General features: G+C 64.1%; 29 protein-coding genes. 20 read left to right on the forward strand and 9 right to left on the reverse strand.

Annotated features, from left to right (window positions below):
* Window positions 1–58: 58 nt before the first annotated feature.
* Together N551_RS0115615 and N551_RS0115620 are read left to right on the forward strand one after the other, a co-directional pair.
* The gene (locus tag N551_RS0115615) at window positions 59–448 is read left to right on the forward strand and encodes a DUF4189 domain-containing protein (RefSeq protein ID WP_007611990.1); all 390 of its coding nucleotides are present in this window, start codon (window positions 59–61) and stop codon (window positions 446–448) included.
* 63 nt (window positions 449–511) lie between these two features.
* Window positions 512–922, forward strand: a complete 411-nt coding sequence (locus tag N551_RS0115620; RefSeq protein WP_027567716.1) for a DUF2000 family protein — start codon at window positions 512–514, stop codon at window positions 920–922.
* 43 nt (window positions 923–965) lie between these two features.
* Here the strand turns inward: N551_RS0115620 and N551_RS0115625 are convergent, their stop codons facing one another.
* Genes N551_RS0115625 through N551_RS0115635 form a run of 3 tightly spaced genes read right to left on the reverse strand, consistent with a single transcriptional unit; the run spans window position 966 to window position 2,187 of the window.
* Complete coding sequence (locus tag N551_RS0115625; RefSeq protein WP_027567717.1) at window positions 966–1,379, reverse strand: GFA family protein; 414 nt, start codon at window positions 1,377–1,379, stop codon at window positions 966–968.
* A gap of 11 nt (window positions 1,380–1,390) precedes the next feature.
* Window positions 1,391–1,855, reverse strand: coding sequence for an SRPBCC domain-containing protein (locus N551_RS0115630; RefSeq protein ID WP_027567718.1), 465 nt, complete (start codon window positions 1,853–1,855; stop codon window positions 1,391–1,393).
* Window positions 1,852–2,187 carry a helix-turn-helix transcriptional regulator gene (locus N551_RS0115635; RefSeq protein WP_007611986.1) on the reverse strand — a complete coding sequence of 112 codons (336 nt, stop codon included), beginning with the start codon at window positions 2,185–2,187 and terminating at the stop codon, window positions 1,852–1,854. The genes N551_RS0115630 and N551_RS0115635 overlap by 4 nt, the downstream gene beginning before the upstream one ends.
* A 109-nt stretch (window positions 2,188–2,296) precedes the next feature.
* Here N551_RS0115635 and N551_RS0115640 point away from each other — a divergent pair, with 109 nt between their 5' ends.
* The 6 genes from N551_RS0115640 to N551_RS0115665 all read left to right on the forward strand — a co-directional run bounded on the left by N551_RS0115640 (window position 2,297) and on the right by N551_RS0115665 (window position 8,341).
* Window positions 2,297–2,965 carry a TetR/AcrR family transcriptional regulator gene (locus N551_RS0115640; RefSeq protein WP_027567719.1) on the forward strand — a complete coding sequence of 223 codons (669 nt, stop codon included), beginning with the start codon at window positions 2,297–2,299 and terminating at the stop codon, window positions 2,963–2,965.
* Complete coding sequence (locus N551_RS0115645; protein ID WP_027567720.1) at window positions 2,962–3,750, forward strand: HlyD family secretion protein; 789 nt, start codon at window positions 2,962–2,964, stop codon at window positions 3,748–3,750. The genes N551_RS0115640 and N551_RS0115645 overlap by 4 nt, the downstream gene beginning before the upstream one ends.
* Window positions 3,747–4,679, forward strand: coding sequence for an ABC transporter ATP-binding protein (locus N551_RS0115650; RefSeq protein ID WP_027567721.1), 933 nt, complete (start codon window positions 3,747–3,749; stop codon window positions 4,677–4,679). The genes N551_RS0115645 and N551_RS0115650 overlap by 4 nt, the downstream gene beginning before the upstream one ends.
* The gene (locus N551_RS0115655; RefSeq protein ID WP_027567722.1) at window positions 4,676–5,839 is read left to right on the forward strand and encodes an ABC transporter permease; all 1,164 of its coding nucleotides are present in this window, start codon (window positions 4,676–4,678) and stop codon (window positions 5,837–5,839) included. The genes N551_RS0115650 and N551_RS0115655 overlap by 4 nt, the downstream gene beginning before the upstream one ends.
* Window positions 5,840–5,869: 30 nt before the next feature.
* Window positions 5,870–7,177: an adenylate/guanylate cyclase domain-containing protein gene (locus N551_RS0115660; RefSeq protein WP_027567723.1), complete on the forward strand. Its 1,308-nt coding sequence runs from the start codon at window positions 5,870–5,872 to the stop codon at window positions 7,175–7,177.
* A gap of 249 nt (window positions 7,178–7,426) precedes the next feature.
* The gene (locus N551_RS0115665) at window positions 7,427–8,341 is read left to right on the forward strand and encodes a PhzF family phenazine biosynthesis protein (RefSeq protein ID WP_027567724.1); all 915 of its coding nucleotides are present in this window, start codon (window positions 7,427–7,429) and stop codon (window positions 8,339–8,341) included.
* 32 nt (window positions 8,342–8,373) lie between these two features.
* Here the strand turns inward: N551_RS0115665 and N551_RS0115670 are convergent, their stop codons facing one another.
* Entirely contained in the window at window positions 8,374–8,835 is a 462-nt protein-coding gene (locus N551_RS0115670; RefSeq protein WP_027567725.1) for a DUF488 family protein, read from the reverse strand.
* A gap of 22 nt (window positions 8,836–8,857) precedes the next feature.
* Window positions 8,858–9,679 (reverse strand): DUF72 domain-containing protein, encoded by an 822-nt coding sequence (locus tag N551_RS0115675; RefSeq protein ID WP_027567726.1) that lies wholly within the window; start codon window positions 9,677–9,679, stop codon window positions 8,858–8,860.
* A gap of 117 nt (window positions 9,680–9,796) precedes the next feature.
* Here N551_RS0115675 and N551_RS0115680 point away from each other — a divergent pair, with 117 nt between their 5' ends.
* From N551_RS0115680 to N551_RS0115695, 4 genes are all read left to right on the forward strand, one after another.
* Window positions 9,797–10,177, forward strand: a complete 381-nt coding sequence (locus N551_RS0115680) for a hypothetical protein (RefSeq protein WP_027567727.1) — start codon at window positions 9,797–9,799, stop codon at window positions 10,175–10,177.
* Window positions 10,178–10,265: 88 nt separating this feature from the next.
* Window positions 10,266–10,469, forward strand: a complete 204-nt coding sequence (locus N551_RS0115685; RefSeq protein ID WP_027518781.1) for a hypothetical protein — start codon at window positions 10,266–10,268, stop codon at window positions 10,467–10,469.
* Window positions 10,470–10,758: 289 nt separating this feature from the next.
* Entirely contained in the window at window positions 10,759–11,892 is a 1,134-nt protein-coding gene (locus N551_RS0115690; protein ID WP_027567728.1) for a glycosyltransferase family 2 protein, read from the forward strand.
* Between the two features lie 6 nt (window positions 11,893–11,898).
* A complete protein-coding gene (locus tag N551_RS0115695; protein ID WP_027567729.1) occupies window positions 11,899–13,401 on the forward strand; it encodes a glycosyltransferase family 39 protein in 1,503 nt (500 codons plus the stop codon).
* Between the two features lie 26 nt (window positions 13,402–13,427).
* Here N551_RS0115695 and N551_RS0115700 read toward each other — a convergent pair whose 3' ends face one another.
* Window positions 13,428–15,317 (reverse strand): CHASE2 domain-containing protein, encoded by a 1,890-nt coding sequence (locus tag N551_RS0115700; protein WP_027567730.1) that lies wholly within the window; start codon window positions 15,315–15,317, stop codon window positions 13,428–13,430.
* Between the two features lie 76 nt (window positions 15,318–15,393).
* Window positions 15,394–15,918 carry a FecR domain-containing protein gene (locus N551_RS0115705; RefSeq protein ID WP_027567731.1) on the reverse strand — a complete coding sequence of 175 codons (525 nt, stop codon included), beginning with the start codon at window positions 15,916–15,918 and terminating at the stop codon, window positions 15,394–15,396.
* A 655-nt stretch (window positions 15,919–16,573) separates the two neighbouring features.
* Between N551_RS0115705 and N551_RS0115710 the strand changes: the two genes are divergently transcribed.
* Window positions 16,574–17,647 carry a DUF2778 domain-containing protein gene (locus N551_RS0115710; RefSeq protein ID WP_027567732.1) on the forward strand — a complete coding sequence of 358 codons (1,074 nt, stop codon included), beginning with the start codon at window positions 16,574–16,576 and terminating at the stop codon, window positions 17,645–17,647.
* A 73-nt stretch (window positions 17,648–17,720) separates the two neighbouring features.
* Here the strand turns inward: N551_RS0115710 and N551_RS0115715 are convergent, their stop codons facing one another.
* Both N551_RS0115715 and N551_RS0115720 read right to left on the reverse strand, forming a co-directional pair.
* Window positions 17,721–18,545 carry an SDR family NAD(P)-dependent oxidoreductase gene (locus N551_RS0115715; protein ID WP_027567733.1) on the reverse strand — a complete coding sequence of 275 codons (825 nt, stop codon included), beginning with the start codon at window positions 18,543–18,545 and terminating at the stop codon, window positions 17,721–17,723.
* A 22-nt stretch (window positions 18,546–18,567) separates the two neighbouring features.
* Complete coding sequence (locus tag N551_RS0115720) at window positions 18,568–19,401, reverse strand: MurR/RpiR family transcriptional regulator (protein ID WP_027567734.1); 834 nt, start codon at window positions 19,399–19,401, stop codon at window positions 18,568–18,570.
* 184 nt (window positions 19,402–19,585) lie between these two features.
* Here N551_RS0115720 and N551_RS0115725 point away from each other — a divergent pair, with 184 nt between their 5' ends.
* The 7 genes from N551_RS0115725 (at window position 19,586) to N551_RS0115755 (ending at window position 26,450) form a co-directional block, all read left to right on the forward strand.
* Window positions 19,586–20,830, forward strand: coding sequence for an ABC transporter substrate-binding protein (locus tag N551_RS0115725; RefSeq protein ID WP_035961416.1), 1,245 nt, complete (start codon window positions 19,586–19,588; stop codon window positions 20,828–20,830).
* A 105-nt stretch (window positions 20,831–20,935) separates the two neighbouring features.
* Window positions 20,936–21,856 (forward strand): branched-chain amino acid ABC transporter permease, encoded by a 921-nt coding sequence (locus N551_RS0115730; protein WP_027567736.1) that lies wholly within the window; start codon window positions 20,936–20,938, stop codon window positions 21,854–21,856.
* 4 nt (window positions 21,857–21,860) lie between these two features.
* Entirely contained in the window at window positions 21,861–22,904 is a 1,044-nt protein-coding gene (locus N551_RS0115735) for a branched-chain amino acid ABC transporter permease (RefSeq protein ID WP_027567737.1), read from the forward strand.
* Window positions 22,901–23,644: an ABC transporter ATP-binding protein gene (locus N551_RS0115740; protein ID WP_027567738.1), complete on the forward strand. Its 744-nt coding sequence runs from the start codon at window positions 22,901–22,903 to the stop codon at window positions 23,642–23,644. Before N551_RS0115735 ends, N551_RS0115740 begins: the two co-directional genes overlap by 4 nt.
* Window positions 23,641–24,342: an ABC transporter ATP-binding protein gene (locus tag N551_RS0115745; RefSeq protein ID WP_027567739.1), complete on the forward strand. Its 702-nt coding sequence runs from the start codon at window positions 23,641–23,643 to the stop codon at window positions 24,340–24,342. Before N551_RS0115740 ends, N551_RS0115745 begins: the two co-directional genes overlap by 4 nt.
* Complete coding sequence (locus tag N551_RS0115750; RefSeq protein ID WP_027567740.1) at window positions 24,342–25,001, forward strand: ATP-binding cassette domain-containing protein; 660 nt, start codon at window positions 24,342–24,344, stop codon at window positions 24,999–25,001. Before N551_RS0115745 ends, N551_RS0115750 begins: the two co-directional genes overlap by 1 nt.
* Window positions 25,002–25,013: 12 nt before the next feature.
* On the forward strand, window positions 25,014–26,450 hold the full coding sequence (locus N551_RS0115755; RefSeq protein ID WP_027567741.1) for an NAD-dependent succinate-semialdehyde dehydrogenase: 1,437 nt from the start codon (window positions 25,014–25,016) through the stop codon (window positions 26,448–26,450).
* Window positions 26,451–26,456: the final 6 nt, after the last annotated feature.

Consider the following 26,456-nt stretch of genomic DNA (forward strand, 5'->3'; position numbering starts at 1 on the left):
CTGGAAACGACCGGCGCTTACAGTCCACTTCACCTGCCTTGGGGGGAGGGGTTTTTCCATGGCTTCGAACGTCGTCGCGCGCCGTTGCGCGATGTTTTTCTTTGCGCTGTCCGTCTGCGTTGCGGGCGCTCGCCATATCACCGATGCGCACGCCGCCGGTGCATTTGCGGTCGGCAAGTGCGGCGCCTATGGCCAAGCGTTTGATTATGGCGCCGAGCACGAAGCGCGTGCGGCGGCGCAGAAGCAGTGCAAGGGCGATTGCACGACCGTGACCATGAAGCGCGCTTGCGCCGCGATGTCGGTCGATCTGTCCAATCCCTGCGGCGCCTATGGCTATGCCGTCAAGCCGAAGATCTCGGCCACGCTCAATGCCGCGACGCGCGAATGTTACAAATATGGCGGCAAGGAATGCGTGATCCGCGCCTGGGCCTGCGACGCAAAGGGTTGATTCCTGTTGCCGTCATTCCGATGTTGCGTAGCATCGAGTCCGGAATGACAGTTGGGGAATTCAATGCAATTCGACACTAAAATCGCCGTTGTGATCCGCACTGATCTTCAGCCCTGGCAGAAGCTCAACGTTGCCTCGTTCCTGACCAGCGGCATCGCGGCTGCTTTTCTCGACTGCATCGGCGAGCCCTATGAGGATGCGTCAGGCACGAGATATCACGCGCTGATCGGTCAGCCGATTCTGATCTATGGCGCCGACGGTCCCGCATTGACGCGCGCGCTCGATCGGGCCCTGACGCGCAGCGTCAAGCCGGCGGTCTACACCGAGGACATGTTCAAGACCACGCATGATGCCGCCAATCGCGAGGCGGTGAGGGCAGTGGCGCGCCCTGACCTCAACCTCGTTGGACTTGCGATGCGCGCCGATCGCAAGGTGATCGACAAGATCGTTGATGGGCTGAAGTTTCATAGTTGACGTGAATGCGCGCGGTCTTGCGCGCGCTTCCACTTGCGATGCCTTACCCCGGCGGCATGCCAGCGAATTTCGGCAGGTCCTGGTCAAGACGATCCCAGTCATGTCCGCGCGCGGCGAAAGTGACCGCCTGCGGCTTGTAGCGGGCGGGCTCGTCGAGGCTTGCGGCGCGGATCGTAAAGACGTCGGGCTGTGCCGCGAAGGTCATGTAAACAGGCACGCCGCACTGCGTGCAGAAACCGCGCGTCTTCACGTTGCCGCTGTTGGCGACCATGTCCCAATGCTTCGCCTCGCCGGTAAGCGTGACGCCGGCGCGCGCGAAGGTTACGTAGGAGCCGTGCCCGCTGCCGCTTTCGCGTTGGCAGTCCCGGCATTGGCAGTGATTGCTGAACAGGGGCTCACTGGCGATCGAATAGCGGATCGCGCCGCAGGCGCAGCCGCCGGTAAAGGGCTTGGTCATGCGATAACTCCTTACTTGTCTTCGCCGCTGATCTCGTCGAGCTGGCGGACGACCTTCTTCCAGCCGCCGCTCATGCCCGTGTAGGCCGACTGGTTCCTGGGTATGACGAAGCCCGCATGAACCAGACGGATCCGCGTGCCGGCCTCCACCGGGGTGAGGGACCACGTCACGACAGTGTCGAGCGGCGCGCCGTAGCCGGTGTTGCGCTCATCGCCGCCCTTCCAGGCGTAGACGAGGCGCCGGTTCGGCATGACTTCAAGGACGCGACAATGGATGACGCCATCCCAGGCGCCGCCCGGCGTGGTCTGGTAGGTGAAAGTGTTGCCTTCGACGGCCTCGAAACCGGTCGGCGGCATCAGCCAGCGCGCGATGAGCTGGGCGCTGGTCAGCGCCTTCCAGATCGTCTCCGGCGCGTGAGGGAGCACCTCGTCGAGGACGATGTCTTTTGTCTCGGCTTTCAATTCAAGGGCACTCACGGATCGATCTCCTTCAAGAGGTCACGCAGGTTCTGGAAGCGCTCGCGCCAGAACACGCCGTAATGGTCCATCCAGGAGACCAGCGGTTCGAGGCCTTGCGGCGCGGCACGGTAATAGACGTTGCGGCCCTCGGCACGCTCGGCGACGAGGCCGGCCTGCTTGAGGGACTTCAAATGTTGCGAGATCGCGCCTTGCGTCACGCCGCTTCCGCGCGTGAGCTCGGCGACGCTGATCTCCTTGCTCTCGAAGACGCGCTCGAACACCGCGCGCCGGGTCGGATCGGCGAGGGCGCGCATCACGGTGGTGACGGGATTTGGGGCGGCTTCGATCATGGGAATTAGATTAGTATCAACTAATGAATTAGTAAAGACTAATTTATTGGCCTGGTTGGGTCTGTAATCCTGTCTTGACTATGACTGACCGGTCAGTCATGTAATCAGGATGGCCAAGAAGCCGACCAAACCCGCCGCTCCGTCCACAGATCGCGCCAGCGACGCGGCACCCGCGTCGAGCCGCGCCACGCGCGCGGCGGAACGGCGTGCCGCGATCGTGGAGGCCGCGATGGAGGAATTCATCGCGCGCGGCTTTGCCGCGACGCGGCTCGACGACATCGCGAAGCGCGCGGGTGTCGCCAAGGGCACCATCTACCTGCACTTCAAGGACAAGGAATCCATGTTCGAGGAGCTGGTGCGGACCGTGATCGTCCCTGTGGTGACGCGGTTGACGGCATTGCCGCCGCCGGCGGGCTCGGTGCGTGATCTCGTCGAGACGTTTGCCAGCAACTTCCTCAAGGAGGTGATCGGCACCAGACGCGGTGATCTCGTGCGCCTGATCGTGGCCGAGGGACCGCGCTTTCCGTCCGTGGCCGATTTCTACTACCGCGAGGTGGTCTCGCGCGGGATGGCCGCCATGCGCGCCCTGATCGAACTCGGCATTGCCCGCGGCGAGATCCGCCAGAAGAACCTGGCGCATTACCCGCAGATCCTGGTCGCACCCGCGATGATCGCGGTGATCTGGCAGAGCCTGTTCGCGCGGCACGCGCCGCTCGACGCGCAGGACATGCTGCGCGTCCATCTCGATTTGATTTTTGGCGAACGGAGCACGACATGAGGTCGTTGCGAGCAATTTTTATATTCGCATTAGTCGCGGTCCTCGCAACCGGGCTTGCCGGCTGCAAGGAGAAGCGCGAGCCCGGCTTCCAGGGCTGGGTCGAGGCCGACATGATCTTCGTCAGCCCGGACGAGGCGGGCCGCGTGACCAAGCTGAACATCCGCGAGGGCGACGAGGTCAAGGTCGGAGATCACCTCTATTCCGTCGACGACGATCTCCAGCTCGCCGATCTCAACCAGAACAAGGCGACGCTGGCGAATGCGCAGCAGACCTATGATCGCGCGGCCTCGCTGAGCAAGACCGGCTCGGGCACGCAGGCCAATCTCGACTCGGCCGTCTCTGCGTTGCGCGTCGCCGAGGCGCGGGTGGCGACCTCGGAGACGCGGATGGCGCGGCGCAAGGGCTTTGCGCCCGTGGCCGGTACCATCCAGCAGATCTATTTTCGCGAGGGTGAGATGGTGGCAGCGCAGCGGCCCGTGCTCTCGATCATGCCTCCCGGCAACATGAAGCTGCGTTTCTTCGTGCCGGAGACCGAGCTGCCGAAGCTTGCGATCGGCGACACCGTGCGGATCGCGTGCGACAATTGCGCCGCCGATCTCACGGCAAAGATCTACTTCATCGCGACTTCGGCCGAATACACCCCGCCAGTCATCTACAGCCTCGAGGAGCGCAACAAGCTCGTCTACCTGATCCAGGCGCGGCCGTCGCGCCCCGATGCGCTGCGTGTCGGACAACCTATCGACGTCCATCTCAATCCAAAAACCCCCGTGGCGGACAAGCGATGAACGGCGGCAATGGCATTGCGATCGACGTCAAGGGCCTGAGCAAGTCGTTCGGCGGCCGCGAGGTCGTGCACGATTTGTCGATGCAGGTGAAGCGGGGTTCGATCTACGGCTTCCTCGGCCCGAACGGCTCGGGCAAGACGACGACGATCCGCATCCTCTGCGGCCTGCTCACGCCCGACAGCGGCGAGGGCACCTGCCTCGGCTACGACATCAGGCGCGATGCCGAAAAGATCAAGCGCCAGGTCGGTTACATGACCCAGCGCTTCAGCCTCTATCAGGATCTGTCAGTCCGCGAAAACCTCGAATTCGTCGCGCGCCTATACGGCCTTCGCGATGCACGCGGCGCCGCGCGCGACATGATCAAGCGGCTGGGGCTCTCGGGCCGCGAGGAGCAGCTCGCGGGCGAGCTCTCCGGCGGCTGGAAGCAGCGGCTGGCGTTGGGCGCCTGCACATTGCCCAGTCCTAAACTGCTGCTGCTGGACGAGCCGACCGCCGGCGTCGACCCGAAGGCGCGGCGCGATTTCTGGAACGAGATTCATGCACTGGCGGCCGACGGTCTCACCGTGCTGGTCTCGACACACTACATGGACGAGGCCGAGCGCTGTCACGAGATCGCTTATATCGCCTATGGCCATCTGCTCGTGCACGGCACCGTGGACGAGGTAATCGCGAAATCCGCGCTGACGACCTACACCGTGACGGGCGAGGACCTGAACGAGCTTACGGCTGCGCTCACCGGCAAGCCCGGGATCGACATGGTGGCGCCGTTCGGCACGTCGCTGCACGTCTCCGGCCGCGACGTCGCCGCGCTCGAGGCCAGCATCGCGCCGTGGCGCGAAAAAAGCGGACTGCATTGGCACAAATCCTCGCCGTCACTGGAAGACGTGTTCATCGAATTGATGAGTCGTTCCAAGGACAATTTCCAATGAGCGCGGTCGATCGTTCCGAACCCCAGCACGCGATCAGGGAGCGCTTCGGCTTCTGGAGGCGCTCCTATGCGATGTTGATCAAGGAGTTCATCCAGCTCAGGCGCGACCGGGTGTCCTTTGCAATGATCGTGATGCTGCCGGTGATGCAGCTGCTCCTGTTCGGCTATGCCATCAACACTACGCCGCACAATCTGCCGAGCGCGGTGCTGCTCCAGGAGGACTCCGATCTCGCCCGCTCGATCCTGAAGGCACTGGAGAACACCGCCTATTTCCGCTTTCTCTACGAAGTGCACGACGTCGAGGATTTCGACAATCTCCTGAAATCCGGCAAGGTTCTATTCGGCGTCGAGATCCCGCGCGGCTTCGAGCGGGCAGTGCGGCGCGGCGATAAGCCGGCGCTGCTGGTCGCGGCCGACGCCACCGATCCAGTGGCGGCGAGCGCGGCGATCGGCTCGCTCGGCATGGTCGTGCAGACCGCACTCAAGCACGATCTCTACATCGGAGATCCCCCGGAGATGCCGTTCGAGATCCGCGCGCATGCCCGCTACAACCCCGCCGCCGCGTCGAGCCTCAACATCGTGCCGGGCCTCGTCGGCACCATCCTCACCATGACCATGCTGATCTTCACCGCGCTCTCGGTCACGCGCGAGGTCGAGCGCGGCACGATGGAGAGCCTGCTGTCGATGCCGATCAGGCCGGTCGAGGTGATGTTCGGCAAGATCATCCCTTACGTGCTGGTCGGGTTCGTGCAGGCGTTCCTCATAATCGGCATCGGGGTCGGCCTGTTCGGCGTGCCGGTGCTCGGCAATCTGTTCCTGCTGGCGCTGCTCTCGACGCTGTTCATCACGACCAACCTGGCGATCGGGTATACGATCTCGACGCTGGTGCAGAACCAGCTCCAGGCGATGCAGATGTCGATGATGTTCTTCCTGCCGAGCATCTTGCTGTCCGGCTTCATGTTCCCGTTTGCCGGGATGCCGGCCTGGGCGCAATATGTCGGCGAGTGCTTGCCGCTGACGCATTATTTGCGCATCGTCCGCGCCATCATGCTGAAGGGCGCGAGCATGCAAAATTTGCATTTCGACGCGCTGGCGCTGGCGGTCCTGATGCTGCTGGCCATGACCATCGCCGTGACGCGCTTCCGCCGCACGCTGGATTGAGGCAAGATGCCCCGGAATCAAGGGGGCGGAATGGTCAGTTTTGCGAGCAGGAAGGCCCGGCAGCATGCCCTGGTCTCCGAAGACTTCGAGCGCGAGCTGACGCGCGAAGTGCTGCGCACCGAGCTCGTGCGGGTGAGGGCGCTGATCACGACGGGCTGCGTCATCGTCGTGTTTCTCACTGCGATCTATCTTGTCGATTCCTCCGTGGTGCAGCGGGTCTGGCGGGGCACCGAGGGGCTTGCCGAGGTCTATGGTCTCCTGACCGGCTTCATCCTGTTCGAGGTCTGGGTCCACAGCCAGATCAGGCGAAACCTCAAGCTCGACCGCGATCTGCCGGTGATCCGGCGCTATATCGGTGCGCTGATCGAGACCTCGCTGCCGACCGTCATCCTGATCCTGCAGATTCGCAGCATGGGCGCGAGCCAGGCGCTCGGCTTCGTCGTGCCGCTGATCTATTTCATTTTCGTCATCCTTTCGACCTTGCGGCTGGACTTCTGGCTGTCCACCTTCACCGGCTTCGTCGCTGCGGGTGAGTTGCTCACTGTGGCGCTGATCTTCGATCCCGCCAGCGGGAGCGGCGAGCCGCAGATCTATTTCCACGCGGTACGAAGCACCATCATCCTGATCTGCGGCGTGCTTGCAGGCGCGGTCGGCGCGCAGCTCCGCCGCCAGTTCGCCGCGAGCATTGCCGCAGCGACCGCGCGCGACCGGGTGACCAACCTGTTCGGCCAGCACGTTTCGCCGCAGGTGGTGGAGCGGCTGATGGCGGCGGGGACGAGCGCCGCCGGCGACCTCCGCCGCGTTGCCGTGATGTTCGTCGATTTTCGCGGCTTCACCGCGGGCGCGCAGTCGCGAACCCCGCAGGAGGTGGTCGACCGGCTCGACGGCGCCTTCGCCGTTCTGGTCGACATTCTCGACCGCGAGGGTGGCATCGTGAACAAGTTTTTGGGCGACGGCTTTCTCGCCCTGTTCGGTGCGCCGCTGGAGACTTCCGACGCCGCGCACCGCGCGGTCGCCGCGGGCCGCGAGATGCTAACCGCGATGGAGCGCATCAACGCGCAGACGAGCTGGCCGCTCAAGATCGGCATCGGTATCCATTTCGGCGAGGTCGTCGCCGGCAATATCGGCTCGCCCCGGCGCAAGGAATACACCGTCATCGGAGACACCGTGAACTTCGCCTCACGGCTGGAGGCGCTGAACAAGGAGTTCGGCTCGCAGCTCTTGATCTCGGCGGCCGTTCGCGAGGCGCTTGGCAAGGACTGCGACGATGCGGTCTCGCTTGGGGCGGTCGAGGTGCGCGGTTACGAACAGAAGGTGGCGGTGTTTCAACTGGGGTGAGGGCGCTTCCTGCGCTTTCAAATGTGAGTCGCGCTTCGCTGAAGCGGGTCGGGTTCGTTGAAGGCGCGTGATGAAATATCTCTGCTAGCTTTTGGGTCTTGCATTGTGGAAGCCGCTTCTCGGCCTCCAACGCGTCACCGCGATTGCTCCGATTGCACTCAATTTTGGGGAATGACGGACGATGTCGCCGGCTTGTAGAGTGCCGGCGACGCGGCCGATTGCGGCTGCGATTGCGTAAGGGAAATGAAGATGCAGCGCCGCTACATCACCGTCGACGTGTTCACCGACCGCGCCTTCGGCGGCAACCAGCTCGCCGTGGTGCTCGATGCCGGCGGGTTGTCGACCACGCAAATGCAGGCGATCGCGACCGAGTTCAACTATTCCGAGACGACCTTCGTGTTGCCGCCGCGTGACAAGGCGAATGATGCCGAGGTGCGCATCTTCACGCCTGTCAGGGAGCTTCCTTTCGCTGGCCATCCCAATGTCGGCACCGCCTTCGTGCTGGCCTCGATCGCGAAGGAGCCGAAACCGCGTCTGCGGTTCGAGGAGAAGGCGGGGCTGGTGCCGGTCGATATCTCGCGAGAGCAGGGGCGGGTAATCAGCACCGAGCTCACCGCGCCGCAGCCTCTGACCCGCCTGTCGCAGTTGTCTGCCGCTGATGCCGCGAGCTGCATCTCACTCAGTGCAGACGACATTAGGGTCGACCGTCACGCTCCACAGGTCGTCAGCGTTGGAACGCCGTTTCTGGTGATTGAGGTGCACTCGCGCGATGCGCTCAAACGGGCGAGGTCCGACGCGGCGGCCTTCGGCAAGGTGTTTCCGTGCGACGGCGCGTTCGCGGCCTGGTTCTATACGCGCGACGTGCCCGAGGCGGAGGCGCCTTGCGAGCGGCAGGCGCGGATGTTCATGCGCGGCGCCAGCGGCCTCACCGAGGATCCCGCCACCGGCAGCGCAACGGTCGCGGCCGCCGCGCTGTTCGCCGATCTCGATCCTGTCGGCGAGGGCGAGTTGAAGCTCACGGTCGGCCAGGGTTTTGACATGGGCCGGCCGAGCCTCTTGCTGACGCGCGTGCGCAAGCAGGACGGCAACATCGTCTCCGCTCATGTCGGCGGCAGCTGTGTGCAGATGATGGAAGGCACGTTCCGGCTCGCGGGGGAGGGGTAGCTCTCTATTCCCGGCCATGACGGAGAGATCGTTCAGGCCTGCCGTCCCGCCAGATTCTTCACTGCCACTCCATCGCGCTCTTCGATGATCTCAGCGATCATCTGGCGGTGGCAGTGGGTGTGATCGCGCTCGTAGCAAAGCAGACAGACGGGACCTGCTTTCTTCACCAGCGCCGAGAGCTCGTCCATCTGCTCCCTGGCCTCCGGCGTCTTCAGGTGCTTTGAGAAAACCTTCTCCAGCACATCGTATTGCCCGCTGCGGGCGGCGAGGCGGCCTTCCTTGGGCGTTCCGAGCGCTGCGAGGTGGACATAGGCGATGCCGCGTTCGTCGAGCCCTGCGGCGAGCTGCTTCTTGGAAAAGCCGGGCCGGCGCGATGACGTCACCGCGCGCACGTCGACGACGAGCTTGACGCCGGATTGCTCCAGCTCGTCGAGCACTGCCTTGGGCGGCGTCTGCTCATAGCCGATGGTGAAGAGCTTTTTTGCCTTTGCCATGAGACACCTTTAGCGAAACACGTCAGCTCACCCGCGCGATCAGCTCCATGGCGCCGGCCGGCGCGCGCACCTTGCCCTCGTGGATGACATAGGCGAACACGTCGCGCGGCTCCTTCTTCGGCATGGCCTTGTCGACCTTCGGCAGGTCGTCGGGTTCACTTCCCTCGGCCCAGTGCTGAAAGCGCTTGGCCCAGGCATCGAGCTGCTTCGGCGGATAGCATGTCTTGATCTCGTCATTGCCCTTCTGCAGCCGGGCATAGACGAAATCGCCGGCGACGTCAGCGATCGCGGGATATTTGCCGTGCTCGGCGAAGACGACGGGCGTCTCGAATTCGCGGATCAGCGCGACGAAGTCCGGCGCGCAGAAACTGTCGTGACGGACCTCGACGACGTGGCGCAGGGCGCGTCCGTCGAGCTTGCGCGGCAACAGCTCGAGGAATTTGCCGAAATCGGCGCCGTCGAATTTTTTGGTCGGCGCGAACTGCCACAGCACCGGCCCAAGATGATCGCCGAGTTCCAGCACGCCGGAATCATAGAAACGTTTGATGGAATCCCCAGCCTCGGCCAGCACGCGCCGGTTGGTGGCGAAGCGCGGCCCCTTGACCGAGAACACGAAACCATCAGGCACCTCGCTCGCCCATTTGCGAAAGCTCTCCGGTTTCTGCGAGCCGTAATAGGTGCCGTTGATCTCGATCGAGGTCAGTTTCGAGGCGGCGTAGGATAGCTCCTTGGCTTGCGTCAGCTTCTCCGGATAGAACACGCCGCGCCAAGGCTCGAAGGTCCAGCCGCCGATGCCGATAAAGATGTTGCCTGATTTTTTAGACGCGGTTTTTGCTTTGGCCACGGGAGGATCTCGGATGACGGGAGGAGGGGCCTCCATCCTAATCAAACGAGTTGTGATTGGCCAGTTGCGACGTCCCGTCTAAGCTCGCGACGGGATCTGCGAAAAAAGGAGAACAAGATGCGGATGCTGATGGTGGGAGCGGCGCTCGTTATGATGACATCTGCTGCCATGATATCTTCAGTTATGGCCGACGATGACGATGCCAAGGGTGCGCAGAAGCTCGCCAAGCAGGGCCGCGACGATTATTGGCATTGCCTGGCGCGGGAATATTCGCGCGACGGCAATCAGGGCCTGTCGGAACAGGATTTTGGCCGCTCCGTCGCCGGAGCCTGTCCGTCGGAGCGACAATACTACCGGGTGGCACTGCTCGATTATCTCACCACGCAATATCCCGATATTGATGCCGGCGCGCATCTCGCGACCGCGAACAGGGCGGTGGAGGCGGCGCAAAAGGACATCGTGACGGCCTTCGTCAAGCACAAGCCGCCGCAGAAATAGCCCATGGACCGGTGCCTCCGGCAAGCCCTTCCGGCGGCGCTCTCATCCATGGTATTATTGAGCGCATCTGGAACAGGGATGAGTTTCCATGTCGTCTGAGTCGGTGGGGGGCATTTTGGGCGCGATCGTCGCGGCGATCGTGCTTGCGGTGGCCGTCGTCTTCGGGCCGATCGGCCAATACGGCAAGCCGCCCAGGCCCGCGAAAGTCGACCCGGCCGCCGTTACGGCGCCGGCGGCCCCTGCCGCGCCCGTGCCGCGAGGGCCGGTGATCAAGGAAGTCCCGAACCAATAAGGGCGTGAAAAGGGCCTCTTTCGCCCCTTGTAAAGCGGCGTTGCCGTTCCCATTTAGCTTATACGGCGACGTTGAGCGAAAAACTCCGGCGCTAGAACGACCTTGGAATAGCACAGGCTGCGCCGGATGTACGCGCGGCCCGCCGTTCCGGGGTCGTTGGCATTTTTGGGCCCCTTTTGGGCCGCTCCCCAGAGAAACCCCGGCTTGCGAGCGCAAGTTCTTGGCAGCACAAGTTCTTGGCAGCACAAGTTCTTGGCAGCACGGGACGCGGCGGATATACGCTGCCGTCATGAATGAAGCGATCAGACCGGGCTCCGACACCCAAAAGGCGGCTTCGCCGGCGCCGGAATTGTCGGTCGTCGTCCCGACCTTCAACGAACGCGACAATGTCGCGGTGCTTTACCGGCGGCTGGAGGCCGCGCTGGCCGGCATCGCCTGGGAAGTCGTGTTCGTCGACGACAATTCGCCTGATGGCACTTGGGACGTCGTGCGCGCGCTGGCCCAGCGCGACAGCCGCGTGCGCTGTGTCCGCCGCATCGGCCGCCGCGGCCTGTCGGGGGCCTGCATCGAGGGCATCCTGGCCTGCAGCGCGCCCTATGCGGCCGTGATCGACGCCGATCTTCAGCACGACGAGACGCAACTGCCGAAGATGCTGTCGCTGCTCGCGAGCGGGCAGGCCGAGCTCGTGGTCGGCAGCCGCTACATCGAGGGCTACAAGAGCGAAGGCTTCAACAAGCAGCGCGCCGGCGCCAGCGCGCTGGCAACGGAACTCGCCAGGAAAGCGCTGCGGGTCGAGATCGCCGATCCCATGAGCGGCTTCTTCATGGTTCGCCGCGACCGTTTCGAGCAGCTGGCGCCGAAACTTTCCGTGCACGGCTTCAAGATCCTGCTCGACCTCGTCGCGAGCGCGAACGGCAGCTTGCGCGCCATCGAAATTCCCTACACGTTCGGTGAGCGCCAGCACGGCGAAAGCAAGCTCGATTCTATGGTCGCGCTGGATTTTCTCGGCCTGGTGCTGGCAAAGTTCACCAACGACGCTGTCTCGTTGCGCTTCCTGCTGTTCGCGATGGTCGGCGGGATCGGCCTCGTGGTGCATCTCACGACCCTGTTCATATCGCTCGAACTATTCAAGGAGCCGTTCGCGGAAGCGCAGGCCTCCGGCGCCATCGTCGCGATGACCAGCAATTTCGTCCTCAACAATTTCCTTACCTATCGCGACCAGCGGTTGAAGGGCTTTGCGCTGCTGCGCGGCCTGATCGCGTTCTACATCGTGTGCAGCGTCGGCCTGCTCGCCAATGTCGGCGTCGCCTTCTCGGTCTACGACCAGGAGCCGATCTGGTGGCTTGCGGGTGCGGCCGGGGCGCTGATGGGCGTGGTGTGGAACTACGCGATGTCCGGACTGTTCGTCTGGCGCAAGAAATAGCTCACGATGGGCGGGGCTGACGCGCGGATCGTCCGCAATACGGCGCTGGTGATCCTTGCGCTGGTCGGCATGCGGCTCGTCGCAGCCGCGTTCACGCCGATCACCTTCGACGAAGCCTACTACTGGATGTGGTCGAAGAACCTCGCCGGGGGGTACTACGACCACCCGCCGATGGTTGCCTACGTCATCCGCGCCGGCACACTGATCGCCGGCGACACCGAACTCGGCGTCCGCCTGGTCTCGATCCTGCTTGCGCTGCCGATGAGCTACGCGATCTATCGCTCCGCCGCGATCCTGTTCGGCGGCGCGCGGGTGGCGGCGACCAGCGCCATCCTGCTCAACGTGACGCTGCTGGCCTCAGTCGGCACGCTGATCGTCACGCCCGATGCGCCACTTCTGGTTGCCTCCAGCTTCGTGCTGTTCTTTCTCGCCAAAGTGCTGGAGAGCGGCCGCGGCGTCTGGTGGCTCGCGGTCGGCGCAGCCGTCGGCGCGGCGCTCCTGTCGAAATACACCGCGATGTTCTTTGGGCTGGCGATCCTGATCTGGATCGCGGCCGTGCCGAAACTGCGGCACTGGTTTCTCTCGCCCTGGCCGTATCTCGGCGGTTTCGTTGCGCTCGCGCTGTTCTCGCCGGTGATCCTCTGGAATGCCGATCATCAATGGGTCTCGTTCGCAAAGCAGCTCGGGCGCGCCAGGATCGAGGATTTTCGTCCGGTCTTCATTGCCGAGCTGATCCCGACCCAGATCGCGTTCGCAACCCCGCTGGTGTTCATCCTCGGCGCGATGGGGCTGCACGCGCTGACCTGGCGCCGGGCCGGCGCGCTGGCCTCGCGCGTGCTGATCGAGACGATGTTCTGGACCATCGTCGCCTATTTCGTCTGGCATTCGCTGCATGCCCGCGTCGAGGCCAACTGGTTCGCGCCGGTCTATCCGCCTTTCGTCATCGCGGCGGCGGCCGCCGCCAATCTCGTGCAGTGGAAGCCGCGCCAGCGCCGCTTGGTGGATTTTTGCCTGCGCTGGGCCGCACCCACCGGTATCGTGATGTTTGCCGCGTTGATCGTGCAGGCCAATACCGGCTGGCTGTCCGGCTATCGCCGCGATGCGACCGTGCGCAGCGTCGGCGTCGGCTGGCGCGAGCTCGCTGCCGAAATCGAAGCGGTGCGCGCCCGCAATGGTGCGACCTGCGTACTTGCCCCGGACTACGGCACGACGGGCTGGCTCGCCTTCTATCTGCCGCGCGGCAGCTGCGTGGCGCAGCAGAACCAGCGCATCCGCTGGGCCAACATGCCCGAGCCGGATCCAAAGCTGCTTGCGGGCAAGCTGATCTATGTCGACGAGCTGCGAGCTGACGGCCACCCGGCGGTCCACGACCTCTTTGCCAAGGTGACGCAGGTCGCGCAATTGCAGCGCAAGCGCGGCCCGCTCGTTATCGAGACTTACAGCATCGATCTGCTCGAAGGCGCCAAGGGCGACGTGCTGGATCGCTCGCCGCCGCCGGAAGCGCGGTAGCTCTTCGTCGGGACGATGGCGAAGGTTCAGTCGATCATCTCGGCCTTGGTCGCGGCCTGGTTCGGCCTGTCCTGGTCGCGCCAGAACCAGACGGTCACGACGCCGGAGCGGCCGCGGACCTGCGTGAGCAGGGGGCCCGACAATACGCCGTCGGGAGCGCCCTGGAAGTCGGCCGCATCCAGCAGCGTATCGCTGAGCGCGAGCCGCGCGCCGTTCTGGGCGGCAACCTCCATCAACCGGCTCGCGACGTTGACGGTGTCGCCCGTCGCCGTGATGTGCTGATGGCTCTCGCCGAGGCGCGAGGCGACGATCGGGCCGAAATGCGCGCCGATCTTGAAGCCGAGCTGGTGCCCGATCGCAGACGGCAGTGACGCGATCCAGCGTTCGACGCCGCGATGCAAGTCGATCGCGCATTTCAGTGCGCGTGCGGCGTCGTCGGGCATTGCGCCGGGCAGGCCGAACAGGATCATGGCGCCGTCGCCGAGAAAGCCGCTGATCATGCCACCGCAATCGACGGCGGTCTTCTCGATCAGCGCGTGAAACGCCTTCAGAATGTCCTGGAGTTCGCCCGGATCGATCCGCTCGCTCAGCGCCGTGAAGCCGGAGAGATCGATGAAGACCATTGCTGCGTCCTGCCGGACGGGTGTCGACAGGAAATTCGGATCGCGCGCCAGCCACTCCTGCACGGCCGGCGCCTGGAATTGCGCGAGCGACCGGCTCTTGGCGGCGAAATATTGCGTGCGGCGGCCTCCCGCCCACAATTGCACGCCGGCAAAGATCGCAACCGGCGGCACTGCTGCGGCGAGCGCGGTCGCGGCGTTCAGCCAGACGCCATGTGTGAACGCGAACAAATTGAAGCTGGCCCAGGCGATCATCACCGCGGCCGCGGCAACGATGCCAAGCGCGCTGCGCCGCCAGGCGAGCAGACCTACCAGCAGCATCGGCAACAGGATCGCGATGAGCGCGTCGGCGATGTGGACCTTGCGGTCGCGCACGATGCTGTCGCCGGCGACGAGATGGGTGATCGCGGTGGAGACCACTTCGACGCCGGGCATCAGGGAATCGAACGGTGTTGGGTAAAAATCACCGCCGCCGGCGACCGAGGCCCCGATCACGACGATCCGGTTCTCGATCGCCGCGCGACTTAACGTGCCGTCGAAGATGCTCTGTGCGCTGACGGTGCGGATGGTCCGGCGCGGGCCGTAATACGTGATCGGCAGCGCGAAGTCGGTATCGGTCGGCACCGCGCGGTCGCCGAGCATCAGATGGTCCGGCGCGATCGTCAGCGACTTGTCGAGCGCGCGCGCCGCGACCCGCAACGGAAAGGACAACTCGACCTTGTCGCTGGTCCGGAACAGCATCGGGACCGAGAGCGGTGAGCCAGACTGGCCGGTCGCAACATTGACGACGCCGACCTCGGCATGATCGGCGAACGCCGGCAAGGGCAGCAGGAAGCGCTCGGCCTGCGGCAGGGCGGCGAGGGGGCCTTGGCCGCTGGTCTCCACGGTCTCGCTGGCGGACGGGAAGATCGCCGCGGCGGCAAGAACGATGGGACCCGTAGCCAGCGTATTTGCCAGCGTGGCGTCGCCGATCGCAGCGCTGCGGTCGACCAGCAGCAGGTCGATCGCGACGACCTTCGGCTTGAACTGCACGATGGTGTCGACGACGCGGGCGAGATCGGCGCGCGGCAGCGGGTAGCTGCCGCCGCGCTTCACGACGGTGTCGTCGATCGCGACGATGGTGATGAGATCGGGCGGAACCCGCACGCCACGGACCTGCGTCCGCCAATCGGTCAGCGTCGCCTCGAGGCGATCGAGAAAGCGCAGATGACCGTTGGCGTGCCCGGCATAGATGCCCGCGCCCCACAGTGCGGTGAGGACGAGTGCCACCAGGATCTGAAGGCGTCGGCTACTCATGTGGTCGTGTTGCAATTTCTCTATCGTCCAAATGCTGTTGGCCGAGCCCAGCTGACTCGAACTTATTGGCCTGGCCCTATTGACCAAGTCTTGCCATCAATGCGTCGACGCGCGGCTGGCCCCATGTCTTGACCGTCAACGGGCCTGTCGCTTCCACGTCGACACCTTGGCCGCGGCCCAATACCACGCCGCGCCCGCCGCTCCTGCGGCTCACGCCGACACGGCCGTCAGCCACGAAGACGGAGGTCTTGGCCTCCGCGACATCGACCGCCCATTTCGTGCCGCGCACCGCGGCGATCGCCTGCGGCGTCAGGACCTTGAAGGGATTGCCGCCGGGCTTCTTGGGCACCTCGACCAGCAGCGCTTTGCTGCTCAACTCCACGGAGTCTATATGTCCGTCGCGGTTAGCGTCCTTAAGTTCAAATCTGGCACCGCTTTCGGCAACGATCGTGATGCCGTTGTCGCAGCGCCAGGTCTGCGTACCGGCAGCAGACGGCGCCGCCGTGCAGCCTACATTGGCGGCAGGCTGGGCAATCGCATGTCCGATCAACAGAAACGACCCCGCCAGAGCGAAAAACCCTGCGTGCACGAACTCTCTCATGCCAGCCTCCGTTTGCGTGCTCGGCACAGTTCAAGGCGATCTTGATACGGTACCGTATCACACGCAGAGGCTGCTGAAAAGTGCCGGTTGCCGTAGCTATTTTGTCGCCGCGGCCTTTTCCAGTGCGGTGCGATCAACTTTCGGTCAGGGCACCGGCTCGCGCGCGCGGTCTGTGATGTGGCTGCTGATAACCGCGCTGTGGCTGCGGACGAGAGGGGGCCGTGCGCACCAGCCTCGCGCAACGTTTCCCCGTTATCTTCCGGGTATTGAAGACCACGAAAACGACTTGGTTGGATGGCCTTAGAGATGCGGCCAGAGACGGTCGCCGGCAGCGCTAAATCCCGCCGAGAATCATAGTTAACAGACGCGCTTAAATCCGTAATTCTGCGGGCTTTTTTCTCGAAATGGGACACCCGAACGGGTTGCCCCACATCCGCCCGAACTTAATCCGCATTTAACTAAAAGTGGCCTTAATGACGCTCCGACCCTCTGCGAGATGCTGTTCCCGGATCGTGACCAGCGGCGCTTCGAAGGGGGACTGAGTGACACCGTTCTGGACGCAAGGCGAATGAGTACGAGTATCGCTGCGCAAGGCATCGCGGCACGAAAGTCCAAAGGATTCTCGAGCACTTCTTATCGGAAGCCTTCCCGGAAAATGACCATCCAAAACGTGCTTGGCGCCGCCGTGATCGGCTGCGTCGTGCTTGGCGCCGGCTGGACCATCTACAGCAACATCTTTGCCGCCAGCGTCTATCCGACCGTCGGCAGCAGCGGCTACGACGAGCCCGTGATCAAGCGGGTGCCCAAGGTCGCGCTGCGCGAGGCCGGTGAGGCCGTCAAGGACGCCTTTGCGCTCTTGCCCGACCGGTTGCAGGTGGCAGCGCCGATCTCGCGCGAGATGTTCAACGATCGCTTTGCCGCGGCTGCGACCCAAGGCGTGACATCGAATGCGGCCAGCGCCGCGCCCGCAACCAAGGTCGCCGAAGCCAAGGACGCGCCGAAGCCGAGCGTGATCGCGAGGGTCGCTGAAGTCCTGAAGCCGGGTCCCGCCAAGATCGCTGACGCTGCGAAGTCCAAGCGCGGCACTGACGCGCCGGTGCAGCTTGCCTCGGCAGATCCGGCCGAGATCGTGCCGGCGCCTGAGGCGAAGCCAAAATCGATTGCCGATCGCGCCAAGGCTGCGGTGATGTCGATCACCGGATCGCGCCAGTCGATGGTGGAAAAGCTCTGGGGCAAGCGCGAGCCGTCCGGTGGGCTGCTCGCCTATGCCTCGGCCGACGCCAGCGTGACCGCGTCCATCGCGCCGAGGGAGCAGAACCCCATGCTCGGCGGTTCGGCACCCTATGAGCGTGACACCGCGGTCTACGACATCTCCGCTAAAACGGTTTACTTGCCCGACGGCACCAAGCTCGAGGCGCATTCCGGCCTCGGCTCCAACCTTGACGACCCGCGCTCCTCGCGCGTCCGCATGCGCGGCGTGACGCCGCCGCACATCTACACGCTGAAGCCGCGCGAGGCACTGTTTCACGGCGTGCCTGCGCTGCGCCTGACCCCGATTGGCGGTGAGAGTGCGATCTACGGCCGCGACGGCCTGCTCGCGCACACCTTCATGCTCGGGCCCAACGGCGATTCCAACGGCTGCGTGTCGTTCAAGGATTATTACGCGTTCCTCGACGCCTACCGCAACAAGGGCATCCGCAAGCTCGCGGTGCTGGCGCGCGTGGACTAGGCTCAGTCAATTCGAGATCACGCAAAAGGCCCGCTTGCAGCGGCCCTTTTCTGTTTCGCTTCGCGAGGGCGTTTTAGCCCGGCCAGCACTGCCCGCCGCCGTCGATCCGCAGCACCTGACCGGAAACGAAGGCGCCCATGGGCCCTGCGAAGAATTCGACCACGCGCGCGACCTCGTCGACGGTAGCGATCCGGTCGAGCGTGCCGGTCTCGACCATTCTATCGGGGTCGACTGCGCGCGTTCCGAGGAAGCGGCCGGTGCGGGTATCGCCGGGCGCGATGCAGTTGACGGCGACGTCGTAGGGGCGGAGCTGGTCGGCCAGGCATCGCGTGTAGTGGGTCACGCCGGCCTTCGAGACCGCATAGATCGAGCCCTGGGTACGTCCCTTGAAAGCGGCGACGGAGCCAAGCGTGACGATGCGGCCGCGCCGGCGCTCCATCATGCCGCGCGCGACCGCCTGGCATGTCAGGATGGTGGAGAGCAGATTGCGCTCCAGCACCGCGCGCACATCGGCCTCCTTGATATTCACCGCATCGTTCGGATCGGGCTTGCCGCCGCCGGCCGCGATATCGCCGCCGGCATTGTGCACGAGAATGTCGATCGGGCCGAGTGCCGTTTCGGTCTCCGCGATGACGCGTGCGATGTCCTCGCCCTTGGTGAGATCGCCGAGCACGCGCTGGCTGCGGACGCCGAATTCGCGGCCGATCTCGACGGCGACCGCGGTGAGGGTGGTGCCCTCGCCATACTCGGCCGGCCCGTTCTCACGCATGCCGTGGATGGCGACGTCAGCGCCAAGCGCGGCAAGCTTCTCTGCAAAAGCGCGGCCGAGCCCGCGTCCCGCGCCGGTCACCAGCGCAACTTTGCCTGCCAGAAGCTTGTTGGTGTCATGCGATGTCATGATCTTGTTCCTGTTGTGAATGTCAGTCTGCTGCGAGGTCGAGGCCGATCGCCAACGCCTGCACGAGGCACATCGGTGCGACAAGCGTACGCAGCGCAGGCTCAGGCATATCCTGGATCTCGAACACGACGCTCGCGCCCTCGACGATCGGGCTCAAAAGGCTGTCGGTGATGGAAATCGTGGGCACGCCCCGCGCGACGAGTTCAGGAAACAACCGCGCCGTATCCGGATAGTAATTTCGGAAGCTGATCGCGACCAGCGCGTCGTCTGATGTCGCCGCGTGCGACTGCTCGTGGATGCTGCCGCCAAGACCGTCGAGCAGGACGACGCGCCGTCCGAGCTTGCGCAGCACGTAGGCGAGGTGGATCGCAACCGGGAACGAGCCGCCCAGGCCGAGCAGATAGATGTCACGTGCCTTGGCAAGGATCACGGTTGCGGCGTCGAGTTCGCGCGCATGGACGGATTGGCTGAGCGCGACCAGCGATGATTGCGCTTCGGACACGAAGCGCGACAATACCGCGGCCGGCTGGCGGCCGAGCACTGACTTCTCCTGGCTCTTCATGCGGGCGAGGCGCGCCTTGTAGCTTGGCGCGACGCCGGCAACGAGGCGTGAGCGGAACACCTGCTGCATCTCGGTGAAGCCGCCGAACCCGAGCGCATGCGCGAAGCGAACGATCGCCGACGGCGGCACCCCTGAGCGCTGCGCCACCTCCGCCACGGTGCCGAGCGCGACATCGGTCGGGTGATCGAGCACGAACTCCGCGATCTGCTGCAGCCGGCCGGACAGCGCCCGGTGCCGCTGCGCAATCGCGCCGCGCAGTTCGTCATAACTCATGGCGCCAGCCGCCTTGTTCATCGAGTCGGATCTCCGGATCGGTCGCCTGTTTAACGGCATTTCATCGTTTGGATCAAATATTCCACTTTACATAACAGATGGAATGAATATTCTAATCTCACAAAAAAGCAAAAGACTTCGAAAACGGGAGGACACGATGAGAGGGCGTCAGATCTCACGGCGAAGCGTTCTGAAGGGCAGCTTGATGGCGAGTGTCATCGGCGGCACGGGCAGCTTCTTTGGGCCGTGGCGGGAGAACCATGCCTGGGCGCAAGGCGCGAAACCGATCAAGCTTGGCCTGACCTGCGATGCCAGCGGTCAATACGGCAACAGCGGCCAGGATGATTTCCGCGGCATCAAGATGGCGATTGACGAGATCAACGCCAAAGGTGGCGTACTCGGGCGCCAGGTCACGTTCATCACCGCGGACACCGAGACGACGCCAGCTACCGGCAGCCGCGTCGCCGAACGCTTCATCACCCGCGAGGACTGCACCATCCTGATCGGCGCGCTGCATTCGGGTGTCGCCAACGCCATCACGCAGGTCGCCAGCAAATACGGTGTAATCTACATGAACACCAATTCCTCGGCTCCGAGCGAAGCCGGGGAGAATTGCTCACGCGTGAAATTCGTCTGGGACGGCAACGGCACCAATTTTTCCAAGGCGTCGGTCAAGAATGCGGTGGACTCCATCGGCAAGAACTGGATGCTGCTGACCAACGACTATGTCTGGGGTCACACGACGTCTGCCGCGACAAGAACGCAGGTCGAGAGCGCTGGTGGCAAGATCCTCGACAATCTGCTGGTGCCGCAGAACACGCGCGACTTCACCGCCTATCTGCTGAAGATCCAGCAGGCCAAGCCCGACGTTGTGGCGACCGCGGTTGGCGGCGACGACATCAAGGCATTGCGCGAGCAGGTGGCGCAGCTCAAGCTCGACGGCAAGCCGGCCTGGATCAACAACCAGCAGGATTGGCCCGACGTGTGGGGTGCGCCCGACAGCCTGTTCGGCGTGTTCGGCACGACCTGGTATCACAAGCTGCCGCTGCCCGGCGTCGCCGAATTCGTCAAGAAGTGGCAGGCCGCCAACAAGGACGGCCCGATCCCGGTGCCGGGCAATGTCTCCTACAACGGCTATATGTCCACGCGCGAACTGCTTCGTGCGATCGAGCGGGCAGGGTCGACCAACAACGTCAAGATCATCAAGGAGCTTGAGAACCTGAAGGTCTCGGCGACCGACCGCATGCAGCATTTCGACGCCTATATGGATCCGATGACGCACCAGATGCAGCAGACGATCTACCTGGCGCGACGCAATGCCAAGCCGGCCGACAATACCGATCTGTTCGAGATCATCAGCTGGACGGAGCCGAAATCCGCCGCTGACGATGCGGCGCCTGGCAAGTGCAAGCTCACACCCTACGAGCAGGTGCCGACCGTCGATTCCTGAAGACGGCGCGTCACGTCGCAGAACGAGCGGCGCGCATCTCGCGCGCCGCGCACCGGGACCATCAGCGTCCCGGGTGACACATGCCAGTTGCGAGAGCCAAAAACCTTGTTCGACCTTCTTCCGCATCTCCTCAACGGCCTGACGCTCGGCCTGTTGTTCGCGCTGATCGCACTCGGCTTCATGCTCATCGTCGGGCTGATGGAGCAGATCAACCTCGCGCACGGCTCCCTGTTCGCGCTCGGGGCTTATGTCGCCATGCAGCTTACGGGGCCGCGCCCGCCATTGCCGGCGGAACTTGCGAAAGCGTGGCTCGCGCTGCCGCTCGGCTGGCGCTATGCTGCCACGTTGATCATCGCGCCCGTGATCGTGAGTCTGGTCGGCATGCTGATCGAGCTCTGCATGCGGCGCACTTATGGCAAGGATCCGCTGTACGGGCTCCTCTTGACCTTCGGCGCCGCGATGGTGATCGAGGAGATGATCCGCCTGGTCTGGGGCACGCGCGACTACGTGCTGCAGGTGCCGTCCGCCATCAATGGCGGCTTCCTGTTCGGCGACCTGATCTGGTCGACGTATCGCTTCTACGCAGCGGGCATCTCCGCCGGGGTCATCGGCCTGGTTTGGCTGTTGATCGAAAAGACCTCCTTCGGCGCGACGGTCAAGGCCGGCGCGCATGACAGTGAGATCGTGCGCGCCCTCGGTATCAACCTGTCACGATTGCGGCTGCTGGTGTTCGTGTTTGGCACGATGCTGGCCGCGATCGCGGGCATCATCGTCGCGCCGATCTGGGGCATTCGCCCGCATATGGGCGTCGATGCCGTCATTCCTGCATTCCTGGTGATCGTGCTCGGGGGCGTCGGTAGTTTTTGGGGTGCGGTCGTGGCGGGTCTTTTGGTCGGACTGTGTGTCGGCCTCGCCGGTGCCTACGCGTCCGAATGGTCGCTGTTGTCGATGTACATCTTGCTCGTTGCCGTCGTGACGTTCCGCGCGCGTGGCCTCTGGGGCAAGAAGAGCGTGCTCGAAGCCTAAAGGAATGATTGTGGAATCAAAATCTTCACCGGACGCCGCGCGCCTCGTGACGCCGACGATGCTGGTGCTCTGGCTCGTGCTCGCAACAGTGCCGCTCTGGATCACGCGGATCGGGCTCTATCCTTATCTGGGGATCGAGATCCTGATCTGGTCGCTCTATGCGCTCGCGTTCAACCTGGTGCTGGGCACCGCCGGACTTCCGTCGTTCGGTCATGGCGCCTATTTCGGCATCGGCGCTTATGCGTTCGGTCTCTGCCAGCTCGAAATCGTTGCAAATCTCTGGATATGTCTGATGGCCGCGGCCGCGGTGGCGGGCTTCGCCGGCGTGCTGGTGGCGCTGTTCATCTCGCACAGGCGCGGCATCTATTATGCCTTCATGACGATTGCCTTCGGCCAGATCTTCTGGACACTGGCGATCAAATCGCACCGGGTCACCGGCGGCGAAGACGGCCTACTCAAGATCAAACGGTTGCCAGCCGATTTCGGGCTGGTGTCTTTCGATCTCACCGACAATGTCGCGTTCTACTATTTCGTGCTCGCCGTCTTTGCGGTCGGCACCGCTGCATTGTGGCGGCTGGTGCACTCTCCCTATGGCCGCGTGGTCGCTGCGATCAGGCAGAGCGAAGTTCGTGCAAGCCATCTCGGCTATAATGTCTGGCTCTACAAGGTCGCGGTCTTTGCGCTGTCGGCCGCCGTATCGGGCTTTGCCGGCGGATTGTTCGCTATGGCTCAGCTCGCCGCATTCCCTGACGTCATGAGCCTGCATCAATCCGGCTACGTCGTGATGATGACGCTCGTCGGCGGTGGGCTCATCAGCTTCTGGGGCCCGGTAATCGGCGTGTTTCTCTTCCTCACCGCCCGCGACGTGATCGGCGCGCTGACCAATGCCTGGATGCTCTATTTTGGTCTGCTCTTCATCGCGATCGTGCTGTTCCGCCCCGAAGGCATTGCCGGCGCGATCTCCGCTGCCGTGCAGCAGCACTCTCTCGGCGCCTTACGGCGGCGCGGTACCTCGGCGATGCGGCTGCTGTTCGGGAGCGGGCGATGAACATGATCGAAGCCGCGGCCGTTCATGTCCGCTTCGGCGATCGCGTCGTGCTGGAGAGCGTCGATCTCGCGGTCGCGGAGGGCGAGTTTCACGGTGTGATGGGTCCGAACGGCGCCGGCAAGACCACATTCTTCAATGTCCTCACCGGCCGAGTGAAGCCGAACCGGGGCCGAGTCCTGCTCGGCGGCGAGGATGTCACGGGCCTCAGCCCGCACCGCATCGCCGCCAAGGGCATCGCCCGCTCGTTTCAGATCATGACGCTGTTCGACGAGTTCTCCGCGCGTGACAACGTCATGATGGGATTGCCCGAGTTTCGCGCCCGTGGCCACGATGTCGCGCGCGCAGCGGCAGGCGACAGCCGGTTTGCGGCGAAGTCTACCGAAGCGCTCGCAGCGGTCGGGCTTGCCGACAAGGGCGGCATCCGAGCGAAGGACCTGTCCTATGGCGACCGGCGCGGGCTAGAGATCGCGGTCGCGCTGGCGCAGGCGCCCCGCGTGCTGTGCCTGGACGAGCCGACCTCCGGTCTCGGCTCCGATGGGGTGCAACGGCTCGCAACCCTGATTGCTCGCCTGAAGGGGCGGCTGACCATCGTCGCCATCGAGCACGATATGGAGTTCCTGTTCTCGTTGGCTGACCGCATTTCGGTCATCCATTGGGGCCAGGTGGTGGCGCGCGGAACGCCACACGAACTGCAGCAGAACGAATGGGTGCGGCGCTCCAATCTCGGGAAGTTCGCATGATCCTCGAAGTGGACGCGGTCGATACCTTCTACGGCGAAACCCAGGCGCTGTTCGGCGCCTCGCTCGCGATCGAGCACGCCAAGGTGTTTGCGCTGCTCGGCCCCAACGGCGCCGGCAAGACGACAATGCTCCGCTCGATTCTCGGGCTGACGCGTCCACGCCGCGGCTCCGTTTGTTTCGACGGTCACGATGTCACGCGCGATCCAACCCACGAGATTGCGCGCGCCGGCATCGCCTGGGTGCCCGACGACCGCCGGCTGTGCCCGACATTGACGGTCGCACGCAACCTGTCGATCGCGCAAAAGCGCACACGCTTTCGCCACTGGAGCCTCAAGGAGGCCGCTGCGATCTTCTCACCGCTCGAATATCTCATGGAGCGCGACTGCGAAAACCTGTCGGGCGGCGAAATGCAGATGGTGGCGATCGCCCGCGCGCTGGTCGGCTCGCCGGGACTGGTGCTGTTCGACGAGCCGAGCCAGGGACTAGCGCCAAAAATCGTCGGCGACGTGCTTGCGACGATCCTGCGCATGAAGGACGAGGGCATTGCCTCGCTGGTCGTGGAGCAGAACGCCGAGATCGCGCTGTCGGTCGCAGACCATGCCGCGGTGATCGACCGCGGCCGGATCGTCTGGACCGGGGAGGCCGCGGCCTTACGGGATGATCGCGGGCTTCGTCAGCGCTTGCTGGGAGTACAATAGTGGCCGCACCGCTGCTCGTTCTCGACGACGTTCGGAAGGTCTATACGCGGGGCCGCGTGATCCGCCGACCGTCATTCGCGCTGCAGGCGAACCTGTCGCTGGACGAACCTGACATCGTCGGTGTCGTCGGCCCGAATGGGGCCGGCAAGACGACCTTGTTCGAGATGATGACGGGCTCGAACGCACCGACCTCGGGGCGCGTGCTGGTCGCGGGCACCGATATCCATGGCGTCAAATATCGTGAGCGCGATCGGCTCGCGATCCACTATCACCAATCGTATCAGGTCAGGCGCTTTCGCAAGCGCATTCCGTCCGCCTTCCTGGCGCCGTCGCCGACCCCGACGCCGCTGGTGCACCTGTTCGACGAACCGCAGTTCAACCTGCAGGACGGTTATATCGGCTTTATGCTCGATTTCTTCCGCAAGCTGCGCGACGAGGGCCGGCTGGTCGTGCTCTGCATGCACCCGACGGCCGCCTGGCACCTCGAGATCCTCGCCGAGATCGCCGGACGATTCCTGTTCGTGGCCGGCGGCGGCGTAACACCCATGGCGAATTTCGGCGCGCTCGTCGCAGATCCGCACTGTCGCGCTTATCTCGGGCCGGAAATGACAAGGGCGGCGGACGCGATTTGTCACGGTGCCATTCACAGCTCGACCTAAAAGGAGAATCCATTGGCCTATTCGAACACCCAGCTTTTCATTGGCGGCAAATGGCGACCGGCCCATTCGGGCAAGGTGATCGAGGTGCGCAATCCCGCGACCGAAGAGGTGATCGGCACCGTCGCCCATGCCGGACGGTCCGACCTCGACGAGGCACTCGCCGCAGCCAGCGCCGGCTTCAAGATCTGGCGAAACGTTGCTCCCTTCGAGCGCTGCCGGATCATGCGCAAGGCCGCCGCGATCATGCGCGAGCGCAATGACGAGATCGCACCGTTGCTTACGATGGAGCAGGGCAAGACTCTCGGCGAAGCCAAAATGGAGGCGATGGCCGCCGCCGACGTGATCGAGTGGTTTGCGGAAGAAGCCAAACGCGCCTATGGCCGGCTGATCCCCGCGCGGGGGCCGGGCATCTACCAGCTCGCGATCAAGGAGCCGGTCGGCCCGGTCGCGGCGTTCACGCCTTGGAATTTTCCGATCAATCAGGTCGTGCGCAAGCTCTCCGCCGCACTGGGCGCCGGCTGCTCGATCATCGTCAAGGCCCCGGAGGAGACGCCGGCCTCGCCCGCACAACTGATCCGTGCATTTGCGGATGCCGGCGTGCCCGATGGCGTCATCAACCTGGTCTACGGCGTTCCTGCCGAGATCTCCGAATATCTCATTCCGCATCCGGTGATCCGCAAGATCTCGTTCACGGGCTCGACCCATGTCGGCAAGCAGCTCAATGCGCTCGCCGGCTTGCACATGAAGCGCGCCACCATGGAGCTCGGCGGTCATGCGCCGGCGATCGTTTTCAAGGACGCCGACGTCGCATCGGCGGCCAAGATTCTGGCGGCAGCAAAATATCGCAATGCCGGTCAGGTTTGCATCTCGCCGACGCGGATGCTGGTGCAGGATGACGTGTTCCGTGAATTCGTCGACACCTTTGTCGACAGCGCCAAGACATTCAAGGTCGGCAACGGCCTCGATCCCGACTCCAAAATGGGTTCGCTCGCCAACCCCCGCCGCGTCACCGCCATCGAAGGTATGGTGCAGGATGCCGTCGGCAAAGGCGCAAAGCTCGAGACCGGCGGCAAACGCGTCGGCAACAAGGGGCATTTCTTCGAGCCGACCGTGGTGAGCGACGTGCCGAAAGATGCGCGCGCCATGAACGAGGAGCCGTTCGGCCCGCTCGCGCTGATTTCGCGCTTCTCATCCTTCGACGAGGTGGTCGAGGAGGCCAACCGGCTGCCTTTTGGGCTGGCGTCCTACGCGTTCACCAGCTCGGCCAAGACGGCGGCCGCGATCGGTTCGGCGATCGAAGCCGGCATGATGTCGATCAACAGTTTTGGTCTCGCGCTGCCCGAAGTGCCGTTCGGCGGCATCAAGGATTCCGGCTACGGCTCGGAAGGCGGCACCGAGGCGATGGAGGGCTATTTCAACACCAAGTTTATCAGTCAGACCGGCGTGTGAACGCTG

Source organism: Bradyrhizobium sp. URHA0013 (assembly GCF_000518345.1).
Taxonomy (GTDB): domain Bacteria; phylum Pseudomonadota; class Alphaproteobacteria; order Rhizobiales; family Xanthobacteraceae; genus Bradyrhizobium.